The organism is Nocardia sp. CA-151230, from assembly GCF_050942175.1.
In the GTDB taxonomy this organism is placed as follows: Bacteria; Actinomycetota; Actinomycetes; order Mycobacteriales; family Mycobacteriaceae; genus Nocardia.
Genome location: NZ_CP192061.1, coordinates 3,560,442 through 3,580,764 on the forward strand (window position 1 = coordinate 3,560,442; position 20,323 = coordinate 3,580,764).

The window sequence follows — 20,323 nt, forward strand, 5'->3', positions numbered from 1 at the left end:
CGACATGGGCGAGTGCGTCGACGTCACGAAGGAATCCGGCGAGAGTTTCGCCGTCTACCTGCCCGTACCGAAGCAGGGTTCCGGACCGGGCGTGGTGCTGCTGCAGGAGATCTTCGGCATCAACGACTACATGCGCGACATGGCCGACCGCGATGCGGAGGAGAGTCATGTCGTCCTGGTGCCCGACCTGTTCTGGCCGGCCGCGCGCCGCATCGAACCCGGGTTCGGCGATTGGGTGGTGGTTGCCGTCGTGTGGCCACGACCTCCTCCGTGATGTAGATTATCGGTGACGATCGAAAGATTCACTCTATATATCTGCTGCCGCAGTTCGTACCTGCGGGCTACGCTCTGAACGGACGGATCGATGCAGACCGAAACCCCGACCACCTCTACGATCTTCACTGCGGCAGTAACGCTGACGCCGACCGAGCCGCAGCATTTCGATTTGGCCTTCGACGCCATCACTCAGCCGTGTCCATGGCCCAAGGCTTACGGAGGCGATCTGGTGGCTCAGGCCGCCGCATCGGCGATGCGGTCGGTGACCGATGGCAAGACGCTGCATTCGATGCACAGCTACTTCCTCCGCCCTGCCGATATCGGGGCGGTAGTGCGCTACGAGGTGGAGTTGCTGCGAGATGGGCGCGGCTACAGCACCCGCCAGGTTCGGGGTTACCAGAACGGCAGGCCGGTCTACGTCTGCCTGGCAAACTTCGCTGCTGGTGAATCCGGCGGCACCTTCGCCGGGCACATTGCGACTCTCGTCCCCGATCCGGACGAGTTGCCCAGCTCCGCGCGATATCTGGCCGATCGTCACGGCGGGACCATGACCGACGAGTCGAAAGCCTACTGGTCCGAAGGCCGAAGCTTCGACATGCGCCACGTACCGGGCCCTGTCTACCTGACGGTTGAAGGAGAGCGGGCACCGCACCAAGCGGTGTGGGTGAAACCATTCGACCCGCTTCGCCCGGTTGACGGTCTCACCGATGCTCAACGCGACCTCGCCGCCCTCGCCTACGTCTGTGACTACACCATCCTCGAACCGGTCCTGCGAGTGCTCGACCTGCCATGGGCTCGGCCCGGCCTGGTCACCGCCAGCCTCGACCACGCGATGTGGTTTCATCGCCCCGGCCGGGTCGGCGACTGGCTGCTCTACGTTCAGGAAGCGGTCGCCGCTGACGCCGGGCGCGGTGTCGGAATCGGTCGCTTCTATGACCGCGACCAGCGGCACCTGGCAACTGTTTTGCAGGAGGGAATGATTCGCGCCGCGTGATCCAGGGGACGTATGGTGCAAATATGACGGCAGAGCTGGAAGTGGTGTCGAGTGTGCGCGGACGAGAAGCTCGCCTCGCGCAGTTGATCATCACCATCTTCGGGCTGTGCGCGCGTGCCGAGGGCAACTGGCTGTCCACGGCGTCGGTTATCGCCCTGATGGGAGATCTGGGAGTAGATGCCCAGGCGGTCCGATCCTCCATCTCACGGCTCAAGAGGCGCGGCGTACTACTGAGCGAACAGAACGCCGGTGCGGTCGGATACTCCCTTTCGGACTCGACGCTGGAGGTGCTGGCCGAAGGCGATGTGAGAATCTTCCATCGTGCCAGGGCATCCGAGGAGGACGGCTGGATTCTGGTCGTTTTCTCTGTGCCCGAGTCGGAGCGCGAGAAACGCCACGCGCTCCGATCGAGCCTGACCCGGCTCGGCTTCGGCACCGCGGCACCGGGAGTCTGGGTCGGCCCCGGAACGCTGGCCCGGGAGACCCGCCAGATGTTGGACCGTCGCGAGTTGTCGGGCTACGTCGACATGTTCACCGGCCACCACCTCGGATTCGGTGACATGCGTGCGAAGGTGCGTCAATGGTGGAATCTGCCAGAGCTCACTCAGCTGTACACGGAATTCCTGCAGCGGTATCGGCCCGCCCTCTATCTGGTGACTACGACGAATATCGCCCCGCAGGAAGCGTTCCAGCTCTACGTCCCCATACTGACCGAATGGCGTCGGCTACCGTACCGTGATCCCGGCCTCCCCTTGTCGCTACTGCCCCCGGCATGGAACGGGGAGGCCGCCGGCACCTTGTTCGACGAACTGAACGAGGCCCTCGCCATACTCGCCCAGAAGCACGCGCTGGCCGTGATTCATGGGCAGCGCGCGAAGAGGCGGAGCCCGGCGCGGAAGGAGCGCTGAGCCCCGACGCCGGTCGATCCGGATGGTGGGCTGCTGCGTCACACCGATCTCGACCCACGTCGACTGCATGCTCGATCATCTCGGGTCGATCGCCGCGCGCACACTGCGTGAGTCCTGCCTGCGTGGTCGGCGGTTGGGGTATGCGCGGACGGTAGGCCATCCATCCCGCCCAACTGCCCGTCATCGCCGAGGCGTTCCAGCCCACGCCCGCCGAGATCGACCAGACGCGGCGCATCGTCGCCGAGGCGGACGCCCGGGCTGATCGTCTCGTCGGTTTTCAATGACTCGAATGGGGTTGCCCTACGGGCTAATTGGCCGTGAGGGTGCGGATCAGGTCGTGGGTGAAGGAGTCGGTGACGGCTTGCAGGTCGATCGAGTCGGGGTCGAGGAGCCATTGGGTGTTGACGCCCTCGATGAAGGCGACGATTTCGATCGCTTTGAGCGTGGGGTCGATGGTGGGGGAGAAGTCGCCGGTGCGCTGGCCCTGTTCGACGAGTGCGGCGACGACGGTGCGCAGGTTGCGGTAGCGCTGGACGAAGTGGTCGTGGGCCAGGTCGCCGGGGTTGAGGTTCTCGGCGAGCAGGACGGCGAACAGGCGGGCCAGGTTGGGGTCGGCGATATTGCGGCGGGCGAAGTCGGGCAGTTTGTCCAGGGCGCGAACACCGCCCAGGGCGGCGAGTTCCTCGGCGAATCGCAGGCTTTCGTCATCGCGCGCATCGATCACCGCGTGCAGCAGGCCAACCTTGCTGCCGAAGTAGTAGAGCAGGGCCTGCTGGGTGACACCGACACGCATCGCTACGTCGGCGAGGCTGGTGTCGCGGTAGCCGCGCTCGGCGAAGAGGATAGCCGCAGCGCGGATCAGCTCCTCGCGGCGGGAACGACCGTCGGCGCGTTCCTTGCGGCCTCGTCGGCGCGGCGCTGTCGGTTGCGGCTTCATGGATTCTTCTTACAACACCGCCTTGAGTTTTACCGAGTGGTAAGTAAAACTCTGGGGGTGGCGACCACGCGAGACACCTGGACAGGGCAGTGGATCTGGTCCGATCGCCCGGCTCTGGGCGGGCCCAGTCAGGCGCAGCCGTACGGATCCCTGGACCCGAGTCGCTTCGACCAGCGGGTGCTGTTCCGGCGTGGCTTCGAGCTGGCGAGCGTGCCGGCCCGGGCCACGGTGCGAATCACCGCCGATTCCCGGTATCGGTTGTACGTCAACGGAGTCGACATCGGAGCGGGTCCGGTCCGGCACGGGCCGCGCCAGCTGTGCTTCGACGAATACGACATTCGCCACACACTGCGCGAGGGCGGCAACACGGTCGCAGTACTCGCGCGCTTCTACGGATATCCGGTGCCGTGGTGGGAGCCGTCGCCACCGAGCTTCACCATGGGTGGCGGCGCCATGGTGGCGGAGATCCGGCTCGGCGAGGAGATCATCGCGACCGACCCCTCGTGGCGGTTCGCACCCGGCGACGCCTGGCGCACCGGCCGCCCGCCTGGCATGCTGCTGACCCAGCTGCCCGAGAACCTCGATGCCCGCCTGCTCGAACCACGTTGGACGGCACCGGATTTCGATGATTCCTCCTGGTCGTCCGCGCGAGTGCTGGCCGAGTACTCGGTGGTCGGCCCGCGCGGTGGGACGCGACCGCCCACCGAGCCGTGGGGCATCCTGCGACCCAGGCCCATTCCGGCCCTGACCGGTGAAATCCGCACCGCCACAGTCCTGAACAGCCGGGCGGCCCCGGCTTCCGGCGATGATCCACGCGTCGCCCTGGCCGCGGCCCTCGGCGGGGCGGGCGGCGAACGCGCGCTGCTGATCGCCGATTTCGCGATGATCGTCAGTGGCAGGCTGGAACTGCATTTCGAGGCAGCCCGCGGTCAGGTCATCGACGGCGCTCTGGTCGAGGTGCCCACGGTAGCAGCGCTCGACAGCGCGCCGGTATTCCGGTACGTGGCCCGCGGCTCAGCTGACACTTATCTTTCGGCGGACTCGGTCGGCGGACGCTACCTCGTCCTCGCACTGGAGGACGCGACGACGCCGGTCGCGCTCCGGATCCGTGAACAACTGCGCCCCCGGGATCCGGTCGCCCCGTTCGAGTCCAGTGATTCACGACTCGGCGCCGTCTATCGCACGGGTCTGCGCACCGTGGACCTGACCTCGCACGATGCTTACATCGATTGCCCGACAAGGGAACAGCGGTCCTGGACCGGGGACGCCGTGGTGCATCAGTCCGTCGATCTGATCGCCAACCAGGATTGGCGGTTGGCTCGATGGAACCCGCAGCTGGCGGCGCAGCCGCGCGCCGACGGCCTACTGCCCATGGTGGTAGCCGGTGATTTCGCGACCACGCAGGTGCCGACCATTCCGGACTGGTCGCTGCACTGGATTCGATCCGTGCACAACCTGTTTCGCTACACGGGCGATCGGGAGCTGGTCGGCGGTCTTTTGCCCACCGCCGAGGGAATCCTCCGCTATTTCGAACCTTATTGTGGCCCGGCGGGTCTCGTGGAGAAGGTACCCGGATGGGTCCTCATCGACTGGTCGCCGGTGCAGGTGTCGGGCGCGAGTGCGGCGCTGAATGCGCTGCTGGCGCGCGGATTACGTGACTTCGCCGAGATGGCGCGCTGGCTCGGTGATCATGGTCGGGAAGCCTGGGCGGCCGCCTTCCACGATCGCCTGCGCGGCGGGTTCGAGTCCTTCTGGGACCCGGGGCGGCGTGCCTATCGCGACAATCTGGCCGATGGCCGCCGTGGCACATCGGTGAGCGAGCACGTCGCTGCCGCAGCGGTCTGCGCGGATCTCGTGCCGCCCGAACGCAAGCCGGAGATCCTGCGGCTGCTGCTGGACCGATCGGCCATGTTCACCGCCAGCCCGCTGGCCGATCACGGCGGTGACGCATTGGGACCCAGTGCCGGTCAGCCGGTGTCGGTGCGACCCGAACCCGATTGGGACACGGAGCGTTCGGTGGTGGGGGCGCAGCCGTTCTTCCGTTATGTCGTGCACGACGCCATCGCACGTTTGGGTGCGGCCGACCGGATCGCGGAGCTGTGCCTGGACTGGGATCGCCTGCGCGCCGGTGCCCCGACCGCGTTCCGGGAGTGCTGGGAAGGCGGATCCTACTGTCACGGCTGGTCGGCCACGCCCACCCGGGATCTGGTCTGCTACACCCTCGGCATCACCCCGGCCGAACCCGGATTCGCACGAGTCCGCATCGCGCCGCGCCCCGGTGTGTTGACCGCGGCGTCGGGCGCCGCGCCGACGCCGTACGGCGTGGTGTCGGTGGACATCGACGGTGATCGGCTCTCGGTCGACTCACCGGTGCCGGTGAAGATCGTCGACCGATCGGGTGTGGCGACCCCGCATGCCGCTGGACGGATCACCACGCGCTTCTGAAATATCCTGGAGTATCCAATGAAACACGCGCTCCGAATGATCGTGGCGGCCGTGCTCGCGGTTGTCTCGGCGTCGGGGACGGCCGCGGCCGTCCCGCCCGACAGTGCGACCGGGACGATGTGGCTGTGCAAACCCGGCATCGCACTCGATCCCTGTGACCAGGATGCCGACGGCAGGCCGGGCGCCCAGCCCGCGACGGCACGCTATCCGGACGGCAGCCGAGCTGCACTGTCGGTCACCACCGTCGGTCGCAGCGGCCTCGCTGACGAAAACGGCACCGCCACAGCCCTTCCTGGCGTCGATTGCTTCTACGTCTATCCCACGGTGGACCTGGTGCCCAACCCCGTGACCGGAGATAGGCCACAGCCTCGGGCCGAGGAACTCGCGGTGCTGCTCGCACAGGTGGGGCCGCTGCTCGGTCACTGCCGCATGTTCGCCCCGCTCTACCGGCAGGACACCCTGCCGCAGCTGGCTCAGCATCTGGTCACCGGCTCCGACGGCTACGCCGGACCCGGATTCGCCGACGTGCTCGCGGCGTGGGACGACTACTGGGCCCACGACAATGTCGGACCGGGCGGCGACAGGCGCGGGGTGATCCTGCTCGGCCATTCACAAGGCAGCATCGCGCTGGAACAGCTGATTCGCGACCGGATCGACGGACGGCCCGGCACCACCGCGCAACTGGTCAGCGCCGTGCTGCTGGGCGGAAAGGTGCAGGTACCCGACGATCGTTCAGCGGGCGGCGGCGCCGACCCGGACTCCACCTTCCAGTTCGTGCCGCTGTGCGGCGCGAGTGCACCCGTTCCAGCCGGATGCGTCATCGCCTATTCCGCCTACGCCGAGGGGCATGCGCCTGGGGCGAAGAGCCTGGCCTGGAGTGCGGCTCCCGGTCACCGCATCGCCTGTGTCGATCCGGCTGCGCTGCGCCACACCGCCGTTCCAGCCGTGCGCACTCCGCTCGACACGGTCATGCCGACGCGGAATCTGCTGCAGGGCAACGACATCGCGCCCGCTGGGCACCTGGCGGCAGTGCTGCGCGACTATCGGGTGCCGAGCGCCGCAACGGGTTTCGCCCGCTTTCCCGGCGTGCTGACGGGCACCTGCCGCTACGCTCCGGGAGGTGACGGCTCAGCCGCGTGGCTGGAGATCGGCGGCGATCTCGATGCCGTCCTCGGCACCTCCGGCGACGCGCAACTCGGCCTGCACGTGGCCGATTATGGTGTCGCGCTGGGTGATCTGGTGGCCGTGCTGGATCAGCAGTCCGCTACCTGGCTCGCTCGCCGATGACCGCGACGACCGATCACGTCGCAGTGGTGCGGCCCTGGTCGCTGGCGGCCCTGGCGGGCATGGCCTCCTATCTGGACGCCGGCACCATCATCGCTGTGTCTGCGGCGCTCTCGCACTGGCAATCGAGTTTTCGAATGTCGGAATGGCAGTTGGGTTTTCTTTCCGCTGCGCTGACCGTCTGTATCGGTCTCGGATCCATTGCCGGTGGGCGCATCGGTGACCTGTACGGCCGCAAACGGGTCTACGCCGTCGACCTGCTGGTGTACATCGCCGGGCTGCTGTGGCTGGTGCTGGCCGTCCATCCGGTCATGTTGTTCGTCGGCGTGGTGACCGTGGGCCTGGCCATCGGTGCGGATGTGCCGCTGGCGCTGGCTCTGGTCGGCGAGAATGCTCCCGCGTCGGAGCGGGGACGGCTGGTGACCTTCACCCAATTCCTATGGGCACTGGGACCTTTGGCCGTGATCGGACTGGAATTGTCCGGTTCCCGGCTCGGTGATCAGCTGCCGCGCGCGATTTTCGCGCACCTGCTGGCCTTCGCGCTGATCACCTGGCTGCTGCGGCGGCGCATCGTCGAATCCCTTCGTTGGCAGCCGTCGCACAGCAGCCTGCGGGAGCTGCTCGCCCCGAATCTGCGGCGCGGCAGTATCTTTTTGCTCGTCTTCTATCTCACCGTCACCCTGGGCACCAACTTCTACGGGTCCTTCGGCCTCTACGCGCTCGAGACCGTGGGCCATCTCGACTCGTCCCAGGCGCTGGCGGCCTCGCTGCTGGCAGTGCCGCTCATCGCGGTTACGGTGCTGGCGATGATGCCGTTGATGGATACCCGGGCCCGTGCACCGGTTTTCGTCGCGGGCGCGGTCACGCAAACCCTGTCCTGGGGTGCCCTGCTCGTGGTGGACACCGGCGCGCCCACGCTCATCGCCGCGTTCATCGCTTACGGCATCGGCAACACCCTGGCCGGTGAGGCGCATTACAAGCTGTGGTGCCAGGAGAGTTTCCCGACGCGATTGCGCAGCACGGCAATCGGCCTCAGCTTCGGCCTTGCACGCGTCGCCTCCGCCGTGATGCTGGTCTTCGTGCCGACCCTGTTGCACCGCGGCTTCACCGCCCTGGTGGTCATGATGATCGTCGTCACCGTGGGGTCGGGCCTGGTGGGTGTGACCTTTCGCCCGCGCGGTCGGGGCGAGAGCATCGAATCCATCGATGCCCGTCTGGAATCCGATGCTACGTGACCGAATCTCTCTGCTGCCCCGGCGAGATCGTCGCCGTCGGCTGTGTGGCGAGGAAGCGGGTCAGCGTGTCTCGCAGCTGTCGGGTGGACTCGCTGCCAGGTTCGGCCTCGAATACCATGACTGTCCGCTCGCCCGTCAGAATTCCGGTTCGGCTGGTCCGCGGCCCGGGCAGCGGCTGACGCAGATCGACGCGGCGCAGGCCGACAGCCCCCGGCTGGACGAGACTGCGTGCGGCACTGCGTGATCCGGCCTGGCATCTGCTCGTTTTCGGGCCTTCCGTACCCGACGCTGCACCCGGCTAATCGGGTGCACGCGATCGGGCCGGACCGGCAGGCCGATCGGCCGCCGTCCACGATTCCAACTGGCAGGTTCGTCGGATGCTCCCAGCCGCTCCGGGCGACTGGATCCTCGTGCGGCCGGACGGAAACCTCGCGGTCCGGGGAGAGCGGCTTCGAGCCCGGCACTGTCGCGCAAATACTCAGGCAGCTTCCGCATCTGGTTCATCGCTCCTGAATACCTTGAATTTTACCTAGTGGTAAGTAAAACTCATGCAGCGCGAGTTTCGCGACGGTGTCCCCTCGCGCTCATCCGAATCCATACTCATTGAGCAAGAAGGCTTTTCATGACCAGTTCGTCCGATCATCGCGCACCGCAGGGCTTTGGGCCTGCAACGCAGCAGCCCGGCACCGGCTATCCGCCCCCGTGGCCGCCGCAACCACCGAGGCGACACCGGAAGTGGCTGGGCAGGCTCGGCGGCCTGGTCGGCGTGGCACTGTCGATCATCGTCGTGTACGGCTGGCGGCACGTCACCGATCACGGCCATGTTCGAGACGGTGGTCGTGATCCGCTGAGGAAGGTGTCCGAGGGTGACTGTGTGAAGGTCAGCGGCGGGCCCGCCACGGTCGACGTGACAGCGGTGTCCTGTGACGATCCGACGACGATCTATCGCGTCGGCGTGGTGCTGAAGGATCCGGGTGGCGGCTCGTGTCCCGGGACCGATTACGACACCGTGCGCTCCATCGGCGGCATGCGCAACACCACTTTGTGCCTGGAATTGCAGGTGCGCGAGGGCGAATGTGTGGCACAGAACAGCATCGACAACTCGGCGCAGCGGGTCGACTGTGGCACCGCCGCCGCGCAGAGCGGACACCAGGTGCAACTGACCTATTTCAAGATCGCACGAATCATCAAGGGTTCCACCGACCCCACCGCGTGCGGCGACGCGATCGACGCCCACAACGCGGTCGTCTACCCGAAACCCGATCCGACGACTCTGTGCCTGGTCGATCCCAGCGAGTGAATCACGGCAGCGGACGGGCGCCCGATACCGGAGTAACCGGGCGCCCGGAACGAAGCCGCAGACCTGCCCTACGGTTCGATCTACCACCATTTCCCGGCGGCAGGGAAGAAATCGCGGTGGCGGCGATCGCGGGGGCAGGGAAGCTCGTCGGGCGGATGATCCTGCAGGCGCCGGATGACGTATTAGCCACGGCGACAACGCTGTTCGACTTGATGGCGGCGAAACTCGCCAACTCGGACTGGGCCGCCGGCTGACCGGTCGGTACACCGGCTCTCGAAGGGGCGCCGATGTGGACGCGGTCCGCACGGCCTGCGCATCGGCCTTCGAGGCGATGGAACGCGGATTTCGCCGAACACGCCTTCGACGATGGCTTTGGCAGCCTCACCTCCCGGACCAGCCGACAGATCCTTCTCGGCTTCGTGCGCGGCACCCGATAGTTCGCGTGGTGCTCGGGAAAACCAGCCGACAGGGAGCCCGGACTCTCGCCCGCCGGGGTCGTGCAGATCAGGGAATCAGTCCTGATTGCTCGGATTGTGTGAACATGGTGACTCCGCCGGCGGCGAAGTTGCGGACGTCGCGGCCTGCGGCCTTCATCTCGGTCGAGGTCAATACGTGCTCGAGTGCCTCGGCCGTCGGGAAGTGCAGGCTTGCAACCATGTAGTACGGCGGTTCTTGGCTGCCGAGTGGGGAGCAGTGGCCCGGCGAGGCCGGGGATCTTCCGGGCCAGCAGGACATGGGTTTCGGCGTAGACGAGGGCGTCACCATGGGCGCGCTGGCCAGGCCGCATGGCATGGCGGACGACACCGTCACCGTGCTGGCCGATTTCGGGGTGGCCGCCGATCGCGTCCACCGGGAACTCTTCTATGTCGGCGACACCCCGCCGCCGCCGGAGACGCATCTCGAACCGGGGACGATCGGGCCGAGCAGCCGGGTCACCATCACCATCGACGGCCGCTCCACCACCGCCGACCTGCCGCAGGACCGGACGATTCTGGATGCTGCCGAAGAGGTGCGCTCCGATATACCCTTCGCGTGCAAGGGCGGCGTGTGCGGCACCTGCCGCGCCAAGATCACCGGCGGGGCCGCGGACATGCGGCGCAACTACGCCCTCGAAGACAGCGAAATCGCGGCGGGCTTCGTGCTCACCTGCCAGAGCTACCCGACCACCGACACCCTCTCCGTCGACTTCGACGCCTGATCACCGCACACCGACAGGAAAATCCCTTGACCACCGCCCTTCCCACTCCCGCAACGATTCCCGACGGCGATATCGAATTCGCTCCTCGCGGCCGAATCGCCGCACTGCAACTCGATCGGTTGCGCTGGCCTTTGCGGCACGCCTGCCAGCGGATCGGCGTCACCGTGAGCGTTGAGGTGCTCGCGCCCGACACCATCGAACGTTCGCTGGGCAAGGTCCGCCGCCTGATCGACAACCGGCCCCACTGAACGCGGGAGTACACGATGAACGAACTCAGCGGCCAGGATTCCACCGGAGCCGGCTTCGCCCACGCCATGCTCGACACCGACCGGGCATCGAGCGAATGCGGAATCCAGTTGCTCGCCAACGGACCCGGATCAGCCACCCTCGCCATGAAGATCACCGAGGACATGCTCAACGGCCACGCCATCACCCACGGCGGCTATGTCTTCCTGCTGGCCGACACCGCCTTCGCGGCGGCGTGCAACGGCTACGGCCGTCCCACGGTGGCCGCCGGCGGGTCGATCACCTACCTCGAACCGACGACCGCCGGGGACGAGCTGGTCGCCGAAGCCGTCGAGCGGGCACGCTACGGGCGCAACGGAATCTACGACGTGACCGTGCGCCGCGGCGACGTCGTCATCGCCGAGTTCCGCGGCACGAGCCGGGAGATCCCGGCCTGGTCGTAACGACCGGATCAGCTGAGGGGGATCGCCGGTCTCAGCCTTGTTGATGGCGACAAGCTGTTCGTAGCCGACGGCGAAACCGCGCAGCAGGGCATGGACGGCGTCCTCCACATCGTCGTCGGTGGTGAGGACGTGGGCGAACGACCCGGCGCACACCGCCGCCGCGGACCGATTGCATCGACCGCCGCCTTGCACTCGCCGATCCCGATGCATTTCTCTACGGCTCCGCCCAACCAAACCCCGACAGCTCGTCGAGCACTGAAAACAATTGGCTCCTGGACTAGTTCGCCGAAATTCAGTACGACCATCAGCAGGCCCGAACAGCCGACGATGATATGGCGTTTGTGGCCTGCCACTTTCTTCCCTGCGCCGAAACCGCGGGGACGCTGCCGACAGTTTCGGTGGCGCGGATCGACTGCTGGTCGATGACCGCCGCGGTTGGATCGGGTACGCGTTTCCGCGGCGTCGCGACAGGCCTCGCGCAGTTCGGTGTGGATCGCGGTGAACTGCCCGCTGGTCCACCAGCGGGTGAACGCGGCGCAGACGGCTGACGTTGTGACGACAGCAGTCTGTCTACGGATGCCAGGTATTCAGCACGCGCTCCAGCCCATGGCGCAGGGGAGTCAGATCGTCGGGTGCGCGTGTGAATCGATCGAAGATCAGGCCATCGAGCAGTGCGACGATAATGCGGGCATCATGATCGGGGTCTTCGGAACCGGCTGCAACGGCGATCGGCCTGACCGCACGCCACATCGCGGCAGCGCCGTTGCTGACGGCGGTTCGAACCGCAGGATTTCGGGTGCCTTCCAGTAGTACCTCATACCTCGCAATTTGGTGGATCGGGTCGCTTTCGATCCAATCGATGAGAGCTTGCTGAAGCGAGTCGTAGTCCGGCTGAGGTGAGCGGCGGGCCAGTACCAGCATCAGCTGGTGCATGAGATCGATCAGGCGCTTCTCGTCGAGCTCGGCGAGGCGCTCGACTGCGGCTACCACCAGATCGTTACGGGTACCGAAGTAGTAAGTGACAGCCCCATGCGGTACGCCGGCGGTCTCCTGCACCGACCGGTGCGTGACCGCTGCGAGGCCCTTCGTGCCGATCACCTGTATTGCGGCATCAAGCAGTCGGGCACGTCGGTCGATGACATCTGAACTCTGTCGCATGAGGTCAGTATCCCATCCACTCTTGACAGCCCTAGCAACCTGGTCTACAACTGTAGCAAGAACTACTACTAGTGTAGTAAAACCGGCTGGGTGCTAAAGGAGTTTTGGTGGCGATACCACAGAGGATCTTGATAGTCGGTGGCGGGATTGCTGGATTGACATTTGCTGCCGCTTTGAAGCATCATGGCGCTTCCGCTGATGTTGTCGACCTCGCGCCTGAATGGCGCCCAGTCGGTTCTGGAATTGCAATCGGATTCAACGGAGTTCTGGCATTGAACTCCATTGGATTGGGAAGTGCGGTCCAAGAGCGCGGGGTTCCGCTGAACAGCGTGACTCTCCTGGATCCGGATGGCAACCGCATGAACGGATTCCGGTTCAGCTCCGTGGCGGATGTTTACGGAACGTCAACGACCGGGATACACCGCGGAGCTCTGCATGACGTCCTCGCCGGCTCGCTCGAGAATAGTCCCCGACTCGGGATTACTGTGACCGCATTGAGGGAGCTCGCCAGAGGCGTGGTCGCAGAATTCAGCGACGGAACCAGCGCGGAGTACGACCTCGTCGTCGGAGCGGACGGGCGAAATTCAACGGTTAGGAAACTGATCTTCGGTAAGGTTGATCGCCACTATGCGGGATACTGCGCGATTCGAGTGGTTATCCCGCGACCGCCGGGGTTCGAAGGTATGTACGAACTCTGGGGTAGCGGTCGGAGAATGGGGATACTTCCAATTGGTGAAGATCTTCTTTATTCGTACTCTACTTTCCTTTCCGCTCGAGGCGCTGTGCGGAACCCGTCCGAGAATATGAATCTCCTGCGTGAGATGTTCAGCGATTTCAAAGGACCAGCCAGGTATATCGTGGATTCGAGCCCGGATGAGGCCTCGATACATTACGGTGATATCGAACAGGTAATCCTACCCCGGTGGATCTCGAGGCGAGTAGTTCTGATCGGGGACGCGGCGCACGCCATGTGTCCAGACCTCGGCCAGGGTGGCTCCATGGCAATCGAGGACGCGATCACGCTGGCTCGAAATCTGGTCAACTCGACTGAAGTCGCGGACGCGTTGCATCGCTTCCAAACCAGCAGGTACAAACGAGTCCGAGACATGCAGCGTAAATCTCGTCAGTATGGATGGATGGTTCACAGGCGCACAGCACCTGCTCTTGCTGTACGCCGACGTGTTGTCGAGAGTTTCGAATCGGATCAACTCGCGCGCACCACGGTTGCCAGCTTGATAAATCCGGTTGCCTGAACACTATTGGGAATGGCGATGATCGTAGAACTTGCCGAGGATGTATACCAGATATGCGGATATCCAAGGTACTCTATCAACTCCTACGTAATCGACGGAATTCTGGTTGATGCCGGAACCAGATACAGCGGCCGACGAATACTGCGTGATATAGCGCGACTCGATATTCGGGCGCATGCGGTAACGCATGCACATCCCGATCACTTCGGGGCGAGTAGGCGAATTTGTGAGGAATTGGGAATACCTTTATGGGTCGGTCATGCCGATGCCGCAGCGGTCGAGACGCTCGGGCTGATGTACGACCGGTTTCCGGATCATCCTGCTCCCAGGATATTGAGCCGCTTGCAGGGCGGTCCGCCGGCCGCGGTCGACAGGCGGCTTCGTGAGGGTGATCGCGTCGGGAGTTTCGAGGTCCTCGAAGTTCCCGGACACACAGTTGGACACTTGGCATTCTGGCGCGAGTCGGACCGAACTCTTCTGCTCGGCGATGTTGCGAGTGGTCACCATCCGTTCACGGGAGTCCGCGGATTGCGGGAACCGTTCGCGTTCTTGACAGCGGATCCTCGAGGCAATCGCGAGTCCATCACCAGACTCGCCGGGCTCGAGCCGGATCTGGTCTGCTTCGGGCACGGACCGGTATTGCGTGATGCCGACAGGTTTTCTGATTTTGCAGCGGCCCTCCAATAACCGCTGATCAGAGCTCGGGCAGTGAGATCTTCCAGGGTCGAACCTCAGGAAGCACGCCGGACGTGTTCGCCAGGGAAAGAATAATTCGCAGGGAAGGAAGTTGTGAAGGTGGATATCCAAGATGTAAACAAAGATGTAGTGGTGCGCCTCATGGAGGCTTTTTCTGTGGCAAACCACGGATTGCTCGACTCTCTCATGTCCGATGACTACATTCAGCATAATCCGACTCCCGACGGTCGCGAGCCGGTCAAGCGCATGGCAGACGTCCTCCAGACTGCATTTCCCGACGGGCGGATGGTGATCAACGATATTGTTGCCGAGGGTGACAAGGTTGTAGCGAGAATTTCGATGACAGGTACACACACTGGACCGCTCATCGGAATAGCTCCGACCGGCAAGCACGTCGAAATGACTTCGATTGATATTTGGCGGTTGAAGAACGGGATCTGTGTAGAACACTGGGACGAGATCGACCGAGTGGGTCTGCTCCGCCAGATTGGTCTGAAAGCGATTCTTCGCGCACTCCTGAAGAGCAGTAGCCGACGCCAGATACTCTCTTTCGCGCGCGAGCAAGGGATCATGCGCTGAACCGGAACCGCGTCGCCGGGATGATCTTCGTGGCTTGACATTCCGATACGCAGGAGGTAGTTGCGCCGATCCGACTGCTGATTCGATATTCACAAGCATTTTCACATCATTGAGAAATACGAGAGAGGTTGAACATGGATATTCCTGGTCCCATCCGGACGTCGAGCGGAGCGCTTCTTCCCTTTGTCGCTTTGCCTCAGAGTGAGGTTCTGACGGTAAACGTCAGTGGAACACCACTGATCAGGGATGCTTTAGGTCCTGGGGTGCATTTTCAGCCGCTGCGACTGGACATTGAAGCCGGTGTGTGGGTGGTATTGGCGACCTTCTCGCCCGGTTCGGTGATTCCACTCCATTACCACACCGGTATAGCTGAGGTCTACACCTTGTCGGGCAAGTGGTATTATCTCGAATATCCGGAACAGCCACAAACAGCTGGCTCCTACCTTTTTGAGCCGGCAGCATCTGCGCATACCTTCGTCTGTCCTGAGTCGAACACCGAGGACACAGTCATTCTCGTGCGCGTCGAGGGTGCCAATGTCAATTTCTCCGAGGATGGAAGCTACCACTCGATCCTTGATGCTGCGGCGCTCCGTTATCTGACCGGGCAACTGGCCGATGCTCAGGGTTTGGGACCTGTGGACTTTATCTCTGGGGGTACCGCCGAGAACGCCCTGAAATAGGGAGTCGGCAGTGACCTTGATTTCACGCCGGGCCTTCGGCCCGGTGTGATCGGGTTCGGATTGGGGTTTCCCGATCGTATCCGGGTTGGGGGTGCAGCCGAGCGGCCCGTCTGAGAGGCTGGCTGCTGGATTCCACGGGCCCGGTGGCGGTGACAGCGAGGCTGGTCCACGGTTGCGTGTCGGCAACCGCAGGCGGACTTGGTCGATCAGGAGGGTGGAGATCGAGAACAGCCGCAGCCGTAGGGTTTTCGGTTCCCAACGGCATTCATCGATAGCCGGAGCCGACGAGATCTCGCTCGAGGGATCCGCTGTGCGGCGTCGCAAAGTCGCCGGTGATATCAGACCCACACGGTCATCGTAGAGCGGCGCTCGCAGGAGGCGATGTCAGCAGGGGGAGAGGAGGCACGTCCTCGATACCTTTGCGGGACTTGGTATCTGAAGGCCGAATGCTCGGTGTGTGCGTCACAGCTGAGCGAGTTCCAGACCGAGAATTCCAAACGCTGACGCGTTTTGGCAAGGGTGATCGGCGGTCGAGTGGTCCCGAGAAGTTGAGGCAGACAAACCTCGAGGGGAGTGTGTACTGTGTGCAAATCACAACTGAAGACGCCGATGACGCGCAGCCGACCCGGTACCCCCAGGATGGTTCGGGACCGCGCGCAGCTCGACAGCGGTCGAGGACCTCGGCTTCGGACCGGACTTCCGGCTTCTTCGGAACGGCAACAGCCTCTGAATATCGAGCATGAGCGAAGCTATGGGCAGCTGCGCGCAGTGTCTACGTACGAACTGATCGCGTACTGGCCATGCCTTCGGCGATAGTCTCCCCGCGATCAGTGATATCCACTTCGGTCCGCGGCTACATTGGGTGCAAAATCCAAATCCTGGCGGGGACCTCTCGGCCCCGGTTGTGGTTCGTTGGTTTTCGACGGTCGGGACGGTGTCAGCGATGGCATCTGACCACTTCCTCGCCGCGGTCCGAAACGTCCTCGCCGAGGTCGAGCCGACTGAGTTGTTCGACGGGCGCGATGTGCTGCGCGCGGTCGGCCTGCGGTCGACCTGGTGCCGGGCCTGGATGACGTCTGCGAGGTGCCAGAGTTGCTCGACCTGCCGATGCTCGGCGGTGTTATTGCGTTGTGCGACGGCGTGTATGGGACCGGACCCGCGCCGAGCGTCGTTCTGGCCGGACTCCGCCGCCTCGCCGACGCGGTGCGTGAGGTCGACTACGACGACGAGGAACCAGACGACCGCTACTGACCGACGGCCCGGCGGCGTTCGACCGCGGCCAGAATGAGCGCGGCCGCGTCACCGGTGACCGAGAGCTCGGCGAGCATGTCGAATGTGCGTCCATACGTTGAGATCTCGCGCGGTCGGGTGATCGTCAGCTCGGCCGTGATGGTCTCGACAGTGGTCATGCGGTCGTCGAACATGGCGAAATTCGTTGTTTGCTGCGGAATCTCAGCGGTTACCGGGATGATGCCGACTGTGACCCGGGGCAGTCTGATTGCGACGAGCAGGCGATCGAGTTGTCCGATCATCACGGAGTCGCTGCTGATGGTGGTCAGGAGGGCCTGCTCGGCCAGCAGGATATGAAACTGCCGGTCGCCGTGGTAGAGAATCTGTTGACGCTCCGTACGTTTGGCGACGCCGGTGTCGATGTCGTCGGTCAATCCGTGCCGGGTGATGGACCATTCCAGGATTGCCCGTGCGCACTCGGGTGTCTGCAATATGCCTGGGATCAGCACGTTTTGATAGATGCGGCTGAGTCTGGTCCGTTCGGCGAGCCGGACCAATACATCTTGGCTGCGCCCAGTGCCGCCGCTGAGCACGCGCCGCATTTCCATGTACGCGGCGTCGATGTTATGAAGCGTGACGAGCAGGTCGTCGTCGATCGTCGAGCTGATCCTCAGCGTGGGCGTGCGTGCAGTAGGCGCGTGCGTCGTCGGACGCGCGCAATTTGCCGTATTCGAGCTTGGAGACCTTGGACTCGTGCCAGCCCGCCAGCGCGGCGAGCTGACGTCCGGAAAGCTCTGCCCTGCGCCTGATGTCGCGCAAACATTGGCCGAGGGCTTCCCGGGCGTCCTGGGTTGCGTTCGTCACCTGGGGACGGGGTCGAGTACTCGGCATACGGCTTCGCGATGGGCCAGAGCCGGTCCCGGACGCCGCGGCAGTACTCGGCGATCTGCGGGTCGCTGGTTACCGCCATTCCGGCGGGGCGACCGTCGTCGTCGACATTGTCTTGGGCCAAAGAGCGTTAGCAGTTGCGACCGGTGACGATGTCGACTTGCCGGCTCAAGCTGGGCGATACGCTTGCACTCCGGTTCGAGCATTTCGGAAGCACGGCTGACCTGCCCGTGCGGGGTGTCGACTTTGCTTCCGAGATGCATCTGCCTTGCAGGATGCGCGGGTCGCGCAACGTTATGCGGTCCGGGGAAGTCGGGCGCGGCCGAGGGCGTTTGACGCTGCAGCGCAGACCTGGCGGAGGGTGGTCTCGAGGCGGTGGGCTTCGAGGTTGCCGTGGGGTCCGGCCACCGAGAGCGCGGCGATGGCGCGACCACGGCCGTCGAAGACCGGCGCTGCGATGCAGGACAGTCCGAGTCGGCTCTCCTGGTTGTCGTAGGCCACACCGTTGCGCCTGATAGTGGTCAGTTCGCTCACTATCTGAGCTGGGTCGACGATGGTGTGCGGGGTGATTGCTTGCAGTGGGGAAGCAAGAACCGGGGTTGCGGTCTGAGGATGGTAGGCGAGCAGGACCTTGCCTACCGCGGTGCAGTGGGCCGGGAGTCGCCCACCAATGCGGGAGGGCGCTGGAATGGTGCGGTGGCCGTACAGTTTGGCGAGATAAACCACGTCGGTGCCGTGTAGAGCGGCCAGATGCACTGTATGCCGCGTTGTTTCGTAGAGATCGGTGAGGAAGGGCAGCAGCAGATCCCGGATGCGTTCGTACTCGGGCGAATACACCGCTTGACCCAGCTGATGCAGTCGTGCGCCGAGGCGATAGCCGGTTCCTATACGTTCGACGACACCGTTGCGCTCGAGCATGCCGAGCACGCGGAAGGCGGTTGACTTGCTCAGTTGTGCGCGTCGCGCGAGCTCGCTGACGCCAACGCCACTGCTGGCCTGGTCGCCGAAGGCGACCAGCAGACTAATGGCCTTGTCGACGGCGGCGCGGTCGCCCCGGACCGGTTCGGCAATTGACGTGGTCATGCTCGTTCCTCTTGCTCACGCTGCGGTGTCAACTTCAGTACACCGGTCCGGCACTTCTATGTGACAATCATGCAAACCTGACATCCGTTCGTCAACAATGACGGACCGTCAATTTAAAGTGACACGTAGCGCTGGTAGCTGGGAGTTGCTGCTGCCGGTTCAGTCGCCGTTCGTCATCAAGCTGTCGTCGCCATGGTCGTGCCATCGATATCGGAACGTCGGGATCGGTCAGCCGCCCGGGTTCATTATGTTGCGGTTCATGATCGCGCGGCGGGCCGCGGCGAGTTCCTTCGGCTGGTCGACAGGGAGGACCGCGACCGGACGGCCGTCGGCGGCCGGCCAGGCAGTCGACGGGGCTCCGGTGCGCTGCTCGCGCCACAGGAGTTCGTGCTCGCGCCCGAAGCTCAAGGTGGCTGCTCGATGCGGGTGCCTGCTGCCTGCCCCGCGTCGAGCAAGTCCCTCGCACCCGTGAACCGAGACAGATCGGCCTCCAGGCGCGAGCGGCCGACGTGGCCGACGTGGCCGACGTCTGGCCGTTTCACGATCGTGAATGCCGTCGCCGCCTTCGCTAGGTCTGTGGCACAGGATAATTGGCGCCGATATCTGAACCTGGCGCTCAATGGGGTGCGTGAGGATTTCGTCGCTCGTCGTCGGCTGGCGCGCGGCTGCTGACGCAGGGTGAGATCGGTCGAGCTCGCGCCGTCGCTGCCGAGGAGCGCGACAGGCGCACCGTGGGCTGCACTCCGGCCGTCCGCCGGGACGACAGACAGCAGGGCGTGCCGTATGTCGATCCGTGGGTGCATTTCTCGGTCAGTTCGTCAACAATGACGATATGCATATCAAAAGTGACGGGCGGATCGATGAAAACGAGCTGGTGGCGCGCAATGTCCGCCGGTACCGGCTGGAGCGGGCCATGTCGCTGGGAGATCTGGCACGTCGATCGGGACTGTCCAAGCAGACGTTGTCGAAAATCGAACAGGGCGTGGGCAATCCGACGGTCGACACGCTGTCGCAGCTGGGGACGGCCTTGGATGTGCCAGCTCGGCGACTGCTCACCGAATGGGGTACGCCCGTGTATGTGCAGCGAGCCGTCGATGGCGAGTGGACGGACGGCGCCCACTGGTCGGAGCGGCTGCTTGATGAGACCTATGGTTCGGGCCACGTGCGCACGCTGATGTTGCGCCTCGAGCGAACAGGCCCGGAACCCGCTGTGATCGAACCGCATGCTCCCGGCACGCTGCACCACGTTTACGTTGTCACCGGCAAGCTGCGCACGGGTCCGCTCAGCGAGCCCGTCGATCTGGCGGCGGGTGATTTCGTACGGTTCCCGGGCGATGTCCCGCATCGGCACATTTGCACCAGTGAACGGGTGCTCGCGCACATGGTCACCACGGTTCCACAGGTTCGTCAATTCGGGCCGACTGTGACCCGGAGCGGTGGGACTGCGACGGTGGCGGCACAGACCGCGAACTGACCTGTTGATCGAGGCA

General features: G+C 64.4%; 23 protein-coding genes and 2 pseudogenes. 17 read left to right on the plus strand and 8 right to left on the minus strand.

Annotation, left to right across the window (positions count from 1 at the left end):
• Window positions 1–4 precede the first annotated feature (4 nt).
• The 3 genes from ACQP1O_RS16505 (at window position 5) to ACQP1O_RS16515 (ending at window position 2,178) form a co-directional block, all read left to right on the plus strand.
• Window positions 5–274 (plus strand): dienelactone hydrolase family protein, encoded by a 270-nt coding sequence (locus tag ACQP1O_RS16505; protein WP_433566657.1) that lies wholly within the window; start codon window positions 5–7, stop codon window positions 272–274.
• A gap of 90 nt (window positions 275–364) precedes the next feature.
• Window positions 365–1,270, plus strand: a complete 906-nt coding sequence (locus tag ACQP1O_RS16510) for an acyl-CoA thioesterase (protein WP_433566658.1) — start codon at window positions 365–367, stop codon at window positions 1,268–1,270.
• A 23-nt stretch (window positions 1,271–1,293) separates the two neighbouring features.
• On the plus strand, window positions 1,294–2,178 hold the full coding sequence (locus ACQP1O_RS16515) for a PaaX family transcriptional regulator (protein WP_433566659.1): 885 nt from the start codon (window positions 1,294–1,296) through the stop codon (window positions 2,176–2,178).
• A 307-nt stretch (window positions 2,179–2,485) separates the two neighbouring features.
• Here ACQP1O_RS16515 and ACQP1O_RS16520 read toward each other — a convergent pair whose 3' ends face one another.
• Window positions 2,486–3,115, minus strand: coding sequence for a TetR/AcrR family transcriptional regulator (locus ACQP1O_RS16520; protein ID WP_433566660.1), 630 nt, complete (start codon window positions 3,113–3,115; stop codon window positions 2,486–2,488).
• Window positions 3,116–3,172: 57 nt separating this feature from the next.
• Between ACQP1O_RS16520 and ACQP1O_RS16525 the strand changes: the two genes are divergently transcribed.
• The 5 genes from ACQP1O_RS16525 (at window position 3,173) to ACQP1O_RS16545 (ending at window position 9,633) form a co-directional block, all read left to right on the plus strand.
• Window positions 3,173–5,560, plus strand: a complete 2,388-nt coding sequence (locus ACQP1O_RS16525) for an alpha-L-rhamnosidase N-terminal domain-containing protein (protein WP_433566661.1) — start codon at window positions 3,173–3,175, stop codon at window positions 5,558–5,560.
• A gap of 18 nt (window positions 5,561–5,578) precedes the next feature.
• A complete protein-coding gene (locus tag ACQP1O_RS16530; RefSeq protein WP_433566662.1) occupies window positions 5,579–6,847 on the plus strand; it encodes a DUF3089 domain-containing protein in 1,269 nt (422 codons plus the stop codon).
• On the plus strand, window positions 6,844–8,079 hold the full coding sequence (locus tag ACQP1O_RS16535; RefSeq protein WP_433566663.1) for an MFS transporter: 1,236 nt from the start codon (window positions 6,844–6,846) through the stop codon (window positions 8,077–8,079). The genes ACQP1O_RS16530 and ACQP1O_RS16535 overlap by 4 nt, the downstream gene beginning before the upstream one ends.
• A 622-nt stretch (window positions 8,080–8,701) precedes the next feature.
• On the plus strand, window positions 8,702–9,379 hold the full coding sequence (locus ACQP1O_RS16540) for an LppU/SCO3897 family protein (RefSeq protein WP_433566664.1): 678 nt from the start codon (window positions 8,702–8,704) through the stop codon (window positions 9,377–9,379).
• 116 nt (window positions 9,380–9,495) lie between these two features.
• On the plus strand, window positions 9,496–9,633 hold the full coding sequence (locus ACQP1O_RS16545; RefSeq protein ID WP_433566665.1) for a hypothetical protein: 138 nt from the start codon (window positions 9,496–9,498) through the stop codon (window positions 9,631–9,633).
• A gap of 250 nt (window positions 9,634–9,883) precedes the next feature.
• On the opposite strand, the gene ACQP1O_RS16550 is transcribed toward ACQP1O_RS16545, so the two are convergent.
• Window positions 9,884–10,171: an EthD family reductase gene (locus ACQP1O_RS16550; protein WP_433566666.1), complete on the minus strand. Its 288-nt coding sequence runs from the start codon at window positions 10,169–10,171 to the stop codon at window positions 9,884–9,886.
• Between ACQP1O_RS16550 and ACQP1O_RS16555 the strand changes: the two are divergent.
• The 3 genes and pseudogenes from ACQP1O_RS16555 to paaI form a co-directional block, all read left to right on the plus strand.
• Window positions 10,152–10,577, plus strand: a pseudogene (locus ACQP1O_RS16555) (2Fe-2S iron-sulfur cluster-binding protein); the annotation flags it as partial. The gene ACQP1O_RS16550 and the pseudogene ACQP1O_RS16555 overlap by 20 nt on opposite strands.
• Window positions 10,578–10,603: 26 nt before the next feature.
• Window positions 10,604–10,825: a hypothetical protein gene (locus tag ACQP1O_RS16560; RefSeq protein ID WP_433566667.1), complete on the plus strand. Its 222-nt coding sequence runs from the start codon at window positions 10,604–10,606 to the stop codon at window positions 10,823–10,825.
• Between the two features lie 15 nt (window positions 10,826–10,840).
• Window positions 10,841–11,266 (plus strand): hydroxyphenylacetyl-CoA thioesterase PaaI, encoded by a 426-nt coding sequence (paaI, locus tag ACQP1O_RS16565; protein ID WP_433566668.1) that lies wholly within the window; start codon window positions 10,841–10,843, stop codon window positions 11,264–11,266.
• A 570-nt stretch (window positions 11,267–11,836) separates the two neighbouring features.
• Here the strand turns inward: paaI and ACQP1O_RS16570 are convergent.
• Window positions 11,837–12,424 carry a TetR/AcrR family transcriptional regulator gene (locus ACQP1O_RS16570; protein WP_433566669.1) on the minus strand — a complete coding sequence of 196 codons (588 nt, stop codon included), beginning with the start codon at window positions 12,422–12,424 and terminating at the stop codon, window positions 11,837–11,839.
• A 107-nt stretch (window positions 12,425–12,531) separates the two neighbouring features.
• On the opposite strand from ACQP1O_RS16570, the gene ACQP1O_RS16575 reads away from it, so the two are divergent.
• From ACQP1O_RS16575 to ACQP1O_RS16595, 5 genes are all read left to right on the plus strand, one after another.
• Entirely contained in the window at window positions 12,532–13,677 is a 1,146-nt protein-coding gene (locus ACQP1O_RS16575; RefSeq protein WP_433566670.1) for an FAD-dependent monooxygenase, read from the plus strand.
• Window positions 13,678–13,689: 12 nt separating this feature from the next.
• On the plus strand, window positions 13,690–14,364 hold the full coding sequence (locus ACQP1O_RS16580; RefSeq protein WP_433566671.1) for an MBL fold metallo-hydrolase: 675 nt from the start codon (window positions 13,690–13,692) through the stop codon (window positions 14,362–14,364).
• 102 nt (window positions 14,365–14,466) lie between these two features.
• Window positions 14,467–14,952: an ester cyclase gene (locus tag ACQP1O_RS16585; RefSeq protein WP_433566672.1), complete on the plus strand. Its 486-nt coding sequence runs from the start codon at window positions 14,467–14,469 to the stop codon at window positions 14,950–14,952.
• A 134-nt stretch (window positions 14,953–15,086) separates the two neighbouring features.
• Window positions 15,087–15,632: a 2,4'-dihydroxyacetophenone dioxygenase family protein gene (locus tag ACQP1O_RS16590; RefSeq protein WP_433566673.1), complete on the plus strand. Its 546-nt coding sequence runs from the start codon at window positions 15,087–15,089 to the stop codon at window positions 15,630–15,632.
• A 1,056-nt stretch (window positions 15,633–16,688) separates the two neighbouring features.
• Window positions 16,689–16,883: a hypothetical protein gene (locus ACQP1O_RS16595; protein WP_433566674.1), complete on the plus strand. Its 195-nt coding sequence runs from the start codon at window positions 16,689–16,691 to the stop codon at window positions 16,881–16,883.
• Here ACQP1O_RS16595 and ACQP1O_RS16600 read toward each other — a convergent pair.
• The 5 genes and pseudogenes from ACQP1O_RS16600 to ACQP1O_RS16620 all read right to left on the minus strand — a co-directional run bounded on the left by ACQP1O_RS16600 (window position 16,877) and on the right by ACQP1O_RS16620 (window position 19,241).
• Entirely contained in the window at window positions 16,877–17,470 is a 594-nt protein-coding gene (locus ACQP1O_RS16600; protein ID WP_433566675.1) for a DUF5753 domain-containing protein, read from the minus strand. The two genes, ACQP1O_RS16595 and ACQP1O_RS16600, sit on opposite strands and share 7 nt — an antisense overlap.
• 16 nt (window positions 17,471–17,486) lie before the next feature.
• On the minus strand, window positions 17,487–17,726 hold the full coding sequence (locus ACQP1O_RS16605; RefSeq protein ID WP_433566676.1) for a helix-turn-helix domain-containing protein: 240 nt from the start codon (window positions 17,724–17,726) through the stop codon (window positions 17,487–17,489).
• Between the two features lie 25 nt (window positions 17,727–17,751).
• A pseudogene (locus tag ACQP1O_RS16610) lies at window positions 17,752–17,874 on the minus strand (DUF6879 family protein); the annotation flags it as partial.
• 170 nt (window positions 17,875–18,044) lie between these two features.
• Window positions 18,045–18,833, minus strand: a complete 789-nt coding sequence (locus ACQP1O_RS16615; protein WP_433566677.1) for an IclR family transcriptional regulator — start codon at window positions 18,831–18,833, stop codon at window positions 18,045–18,047.
• A gap of 228 nt (window positions 18,834–19,061) precedes the next feature.
• Window positions 19,062–19,241: a hypothetical protein gene (locus tag ACQP1O_RS16620; protein ID WP_433566678.1), complete on the minus strand. Its 180-nt coding sequence runs from the start codon at window positions 19,239–19,241 to the stop codon at window positions 19,062–19,064.
• A gap of 424 nt (window positions 19,242–19,665) precedes the next feature.
• On the opposite strand from ACQP1O_RS16620, the gene ACQP1O_RS16625 reads away from it, so the two are divergent.
• Window positions 19,666–20,307 carry a helix-turn-helix domain-containing protein gene (locus ACQP1O_RS16625; RefSeq protein ID WP_433567701.1) on the plus strand — a complete coding sequence of 214 codons (642 nt, stop codon included), beginning with the start codon at window positions 19,666–19,668 and terminating at the stop codon, window positions 20,305–20,307.
• Window positions 20,308–20,323 lie beyond the last annotated feature (16 nt).

Bases quoted from the DNA above. Each gene is read 5' to 3' on its own strand.
- ACQP1O_RS16505 (WP_433566657.1), top strand. From the start codon at position 5: ATGGGCGAGTGCGTCGACGTCACGAAGGAATCCGGCGAGAGTTTCGCC.
- ACQP1O_RS16510 (WP_433566658.1), top strand. From the start codon at position 365: ATGCAGACCGAAACCCCGACCACCTCTACGATCTTCACTGCGGCAGTA.
- ACQP1O_RS16515 (WP_433566659.1), top strand. From the start codon at position 1,294: ATGACGGCAGAGCTGGAAGTGGTGTCGAGTGTGCGCGGACGAGAAGCT.
- ACQP1O_RS16520 (WP_433566660.1), bottom strand. From the start codon at position 3,115: ATGAAGCCGCAACCGACAGCGCCGCGCCGACGAGGCCGCAAGGAACGC.
- ACQP1O_RS16530 (WP_433566662.1), top strand. From the start codon at position 5,579: ATGAAACACGCGCTCCGAATGATCGTGGCGGCCGTGCTCGCGGTTGTC.
- ACQP1O_RS16535 (WP_433566663.1), top strand. From the start codon at position 6,844: ATGACCGCGACGACCGATCACGTCGCAGTGGTGCGGCCCTGGTCGCTG.
- ACQP1O_RS16540 (WP_433566664.1), top strand. From the start codon at position 8,702: ATGACCAGTTCGTCCGATCATCGCGCACCGCAGGGCTTTGGGCCTGCA.
- ACQP1O_RS16550 (WP_433566666.1), bottom strand. From the start codon at position 10,171: ATGCCATGCGGCCTGGCCAGCGCGCCCATGGTGACGCCCTCGTCTACG.
- paaI (WP_433566668.1), top strand. From the start codon at position 10,841: ATGAACGAACTCAGCGGCCAGGATTCCACCGGAGCCGGCTTCGCCCAC.
- ACQP1O_RS16570 (WP_433566669.1), bottom strand. From the start codon at position 12,424: ATGCGACAGAGTTCAGATGTCATCGACCGACGTGCCCGACTGCTTGAT.
- ACQP1O_RS16580 (WP_433566671.1), top strand. From the start codon at position 13,690: ATGGCGATGATCGTAGAACTTGCCGAGGATGTATACCAGATATGCGGA.
- ACQP1O_RS16590 (WP_433566673.1), top strand. From the start codon at position 15,087: ATGGATATTCCTGGTCCCATCCGGACGTCGAGCGGAGCGCTTCTTCCC.
- ACQP1O_RS16600 (WP_433566675.1), bottom strand. From the start codon at position 17,470: ATGGAAATGCGGCGCGTGCTCAGCGGCGGCACTGGGCGCAGCCAAGAT.
- ACQP1O_RS16615 (WP_433566677.1), bottom strand. From the start codon at position 18,833: ATGACCACGTCAATTGCCGAACCGGTCCGGGGCGACCGCGCCGCCGTC.
- ACQP1O_RS16625 (WP_433567701.1), top strand. From the start codon at position 19,666: ATGCATATCAAAAGTGACGGGCGGATCGATGAAAACGAGCTGGTGGCG.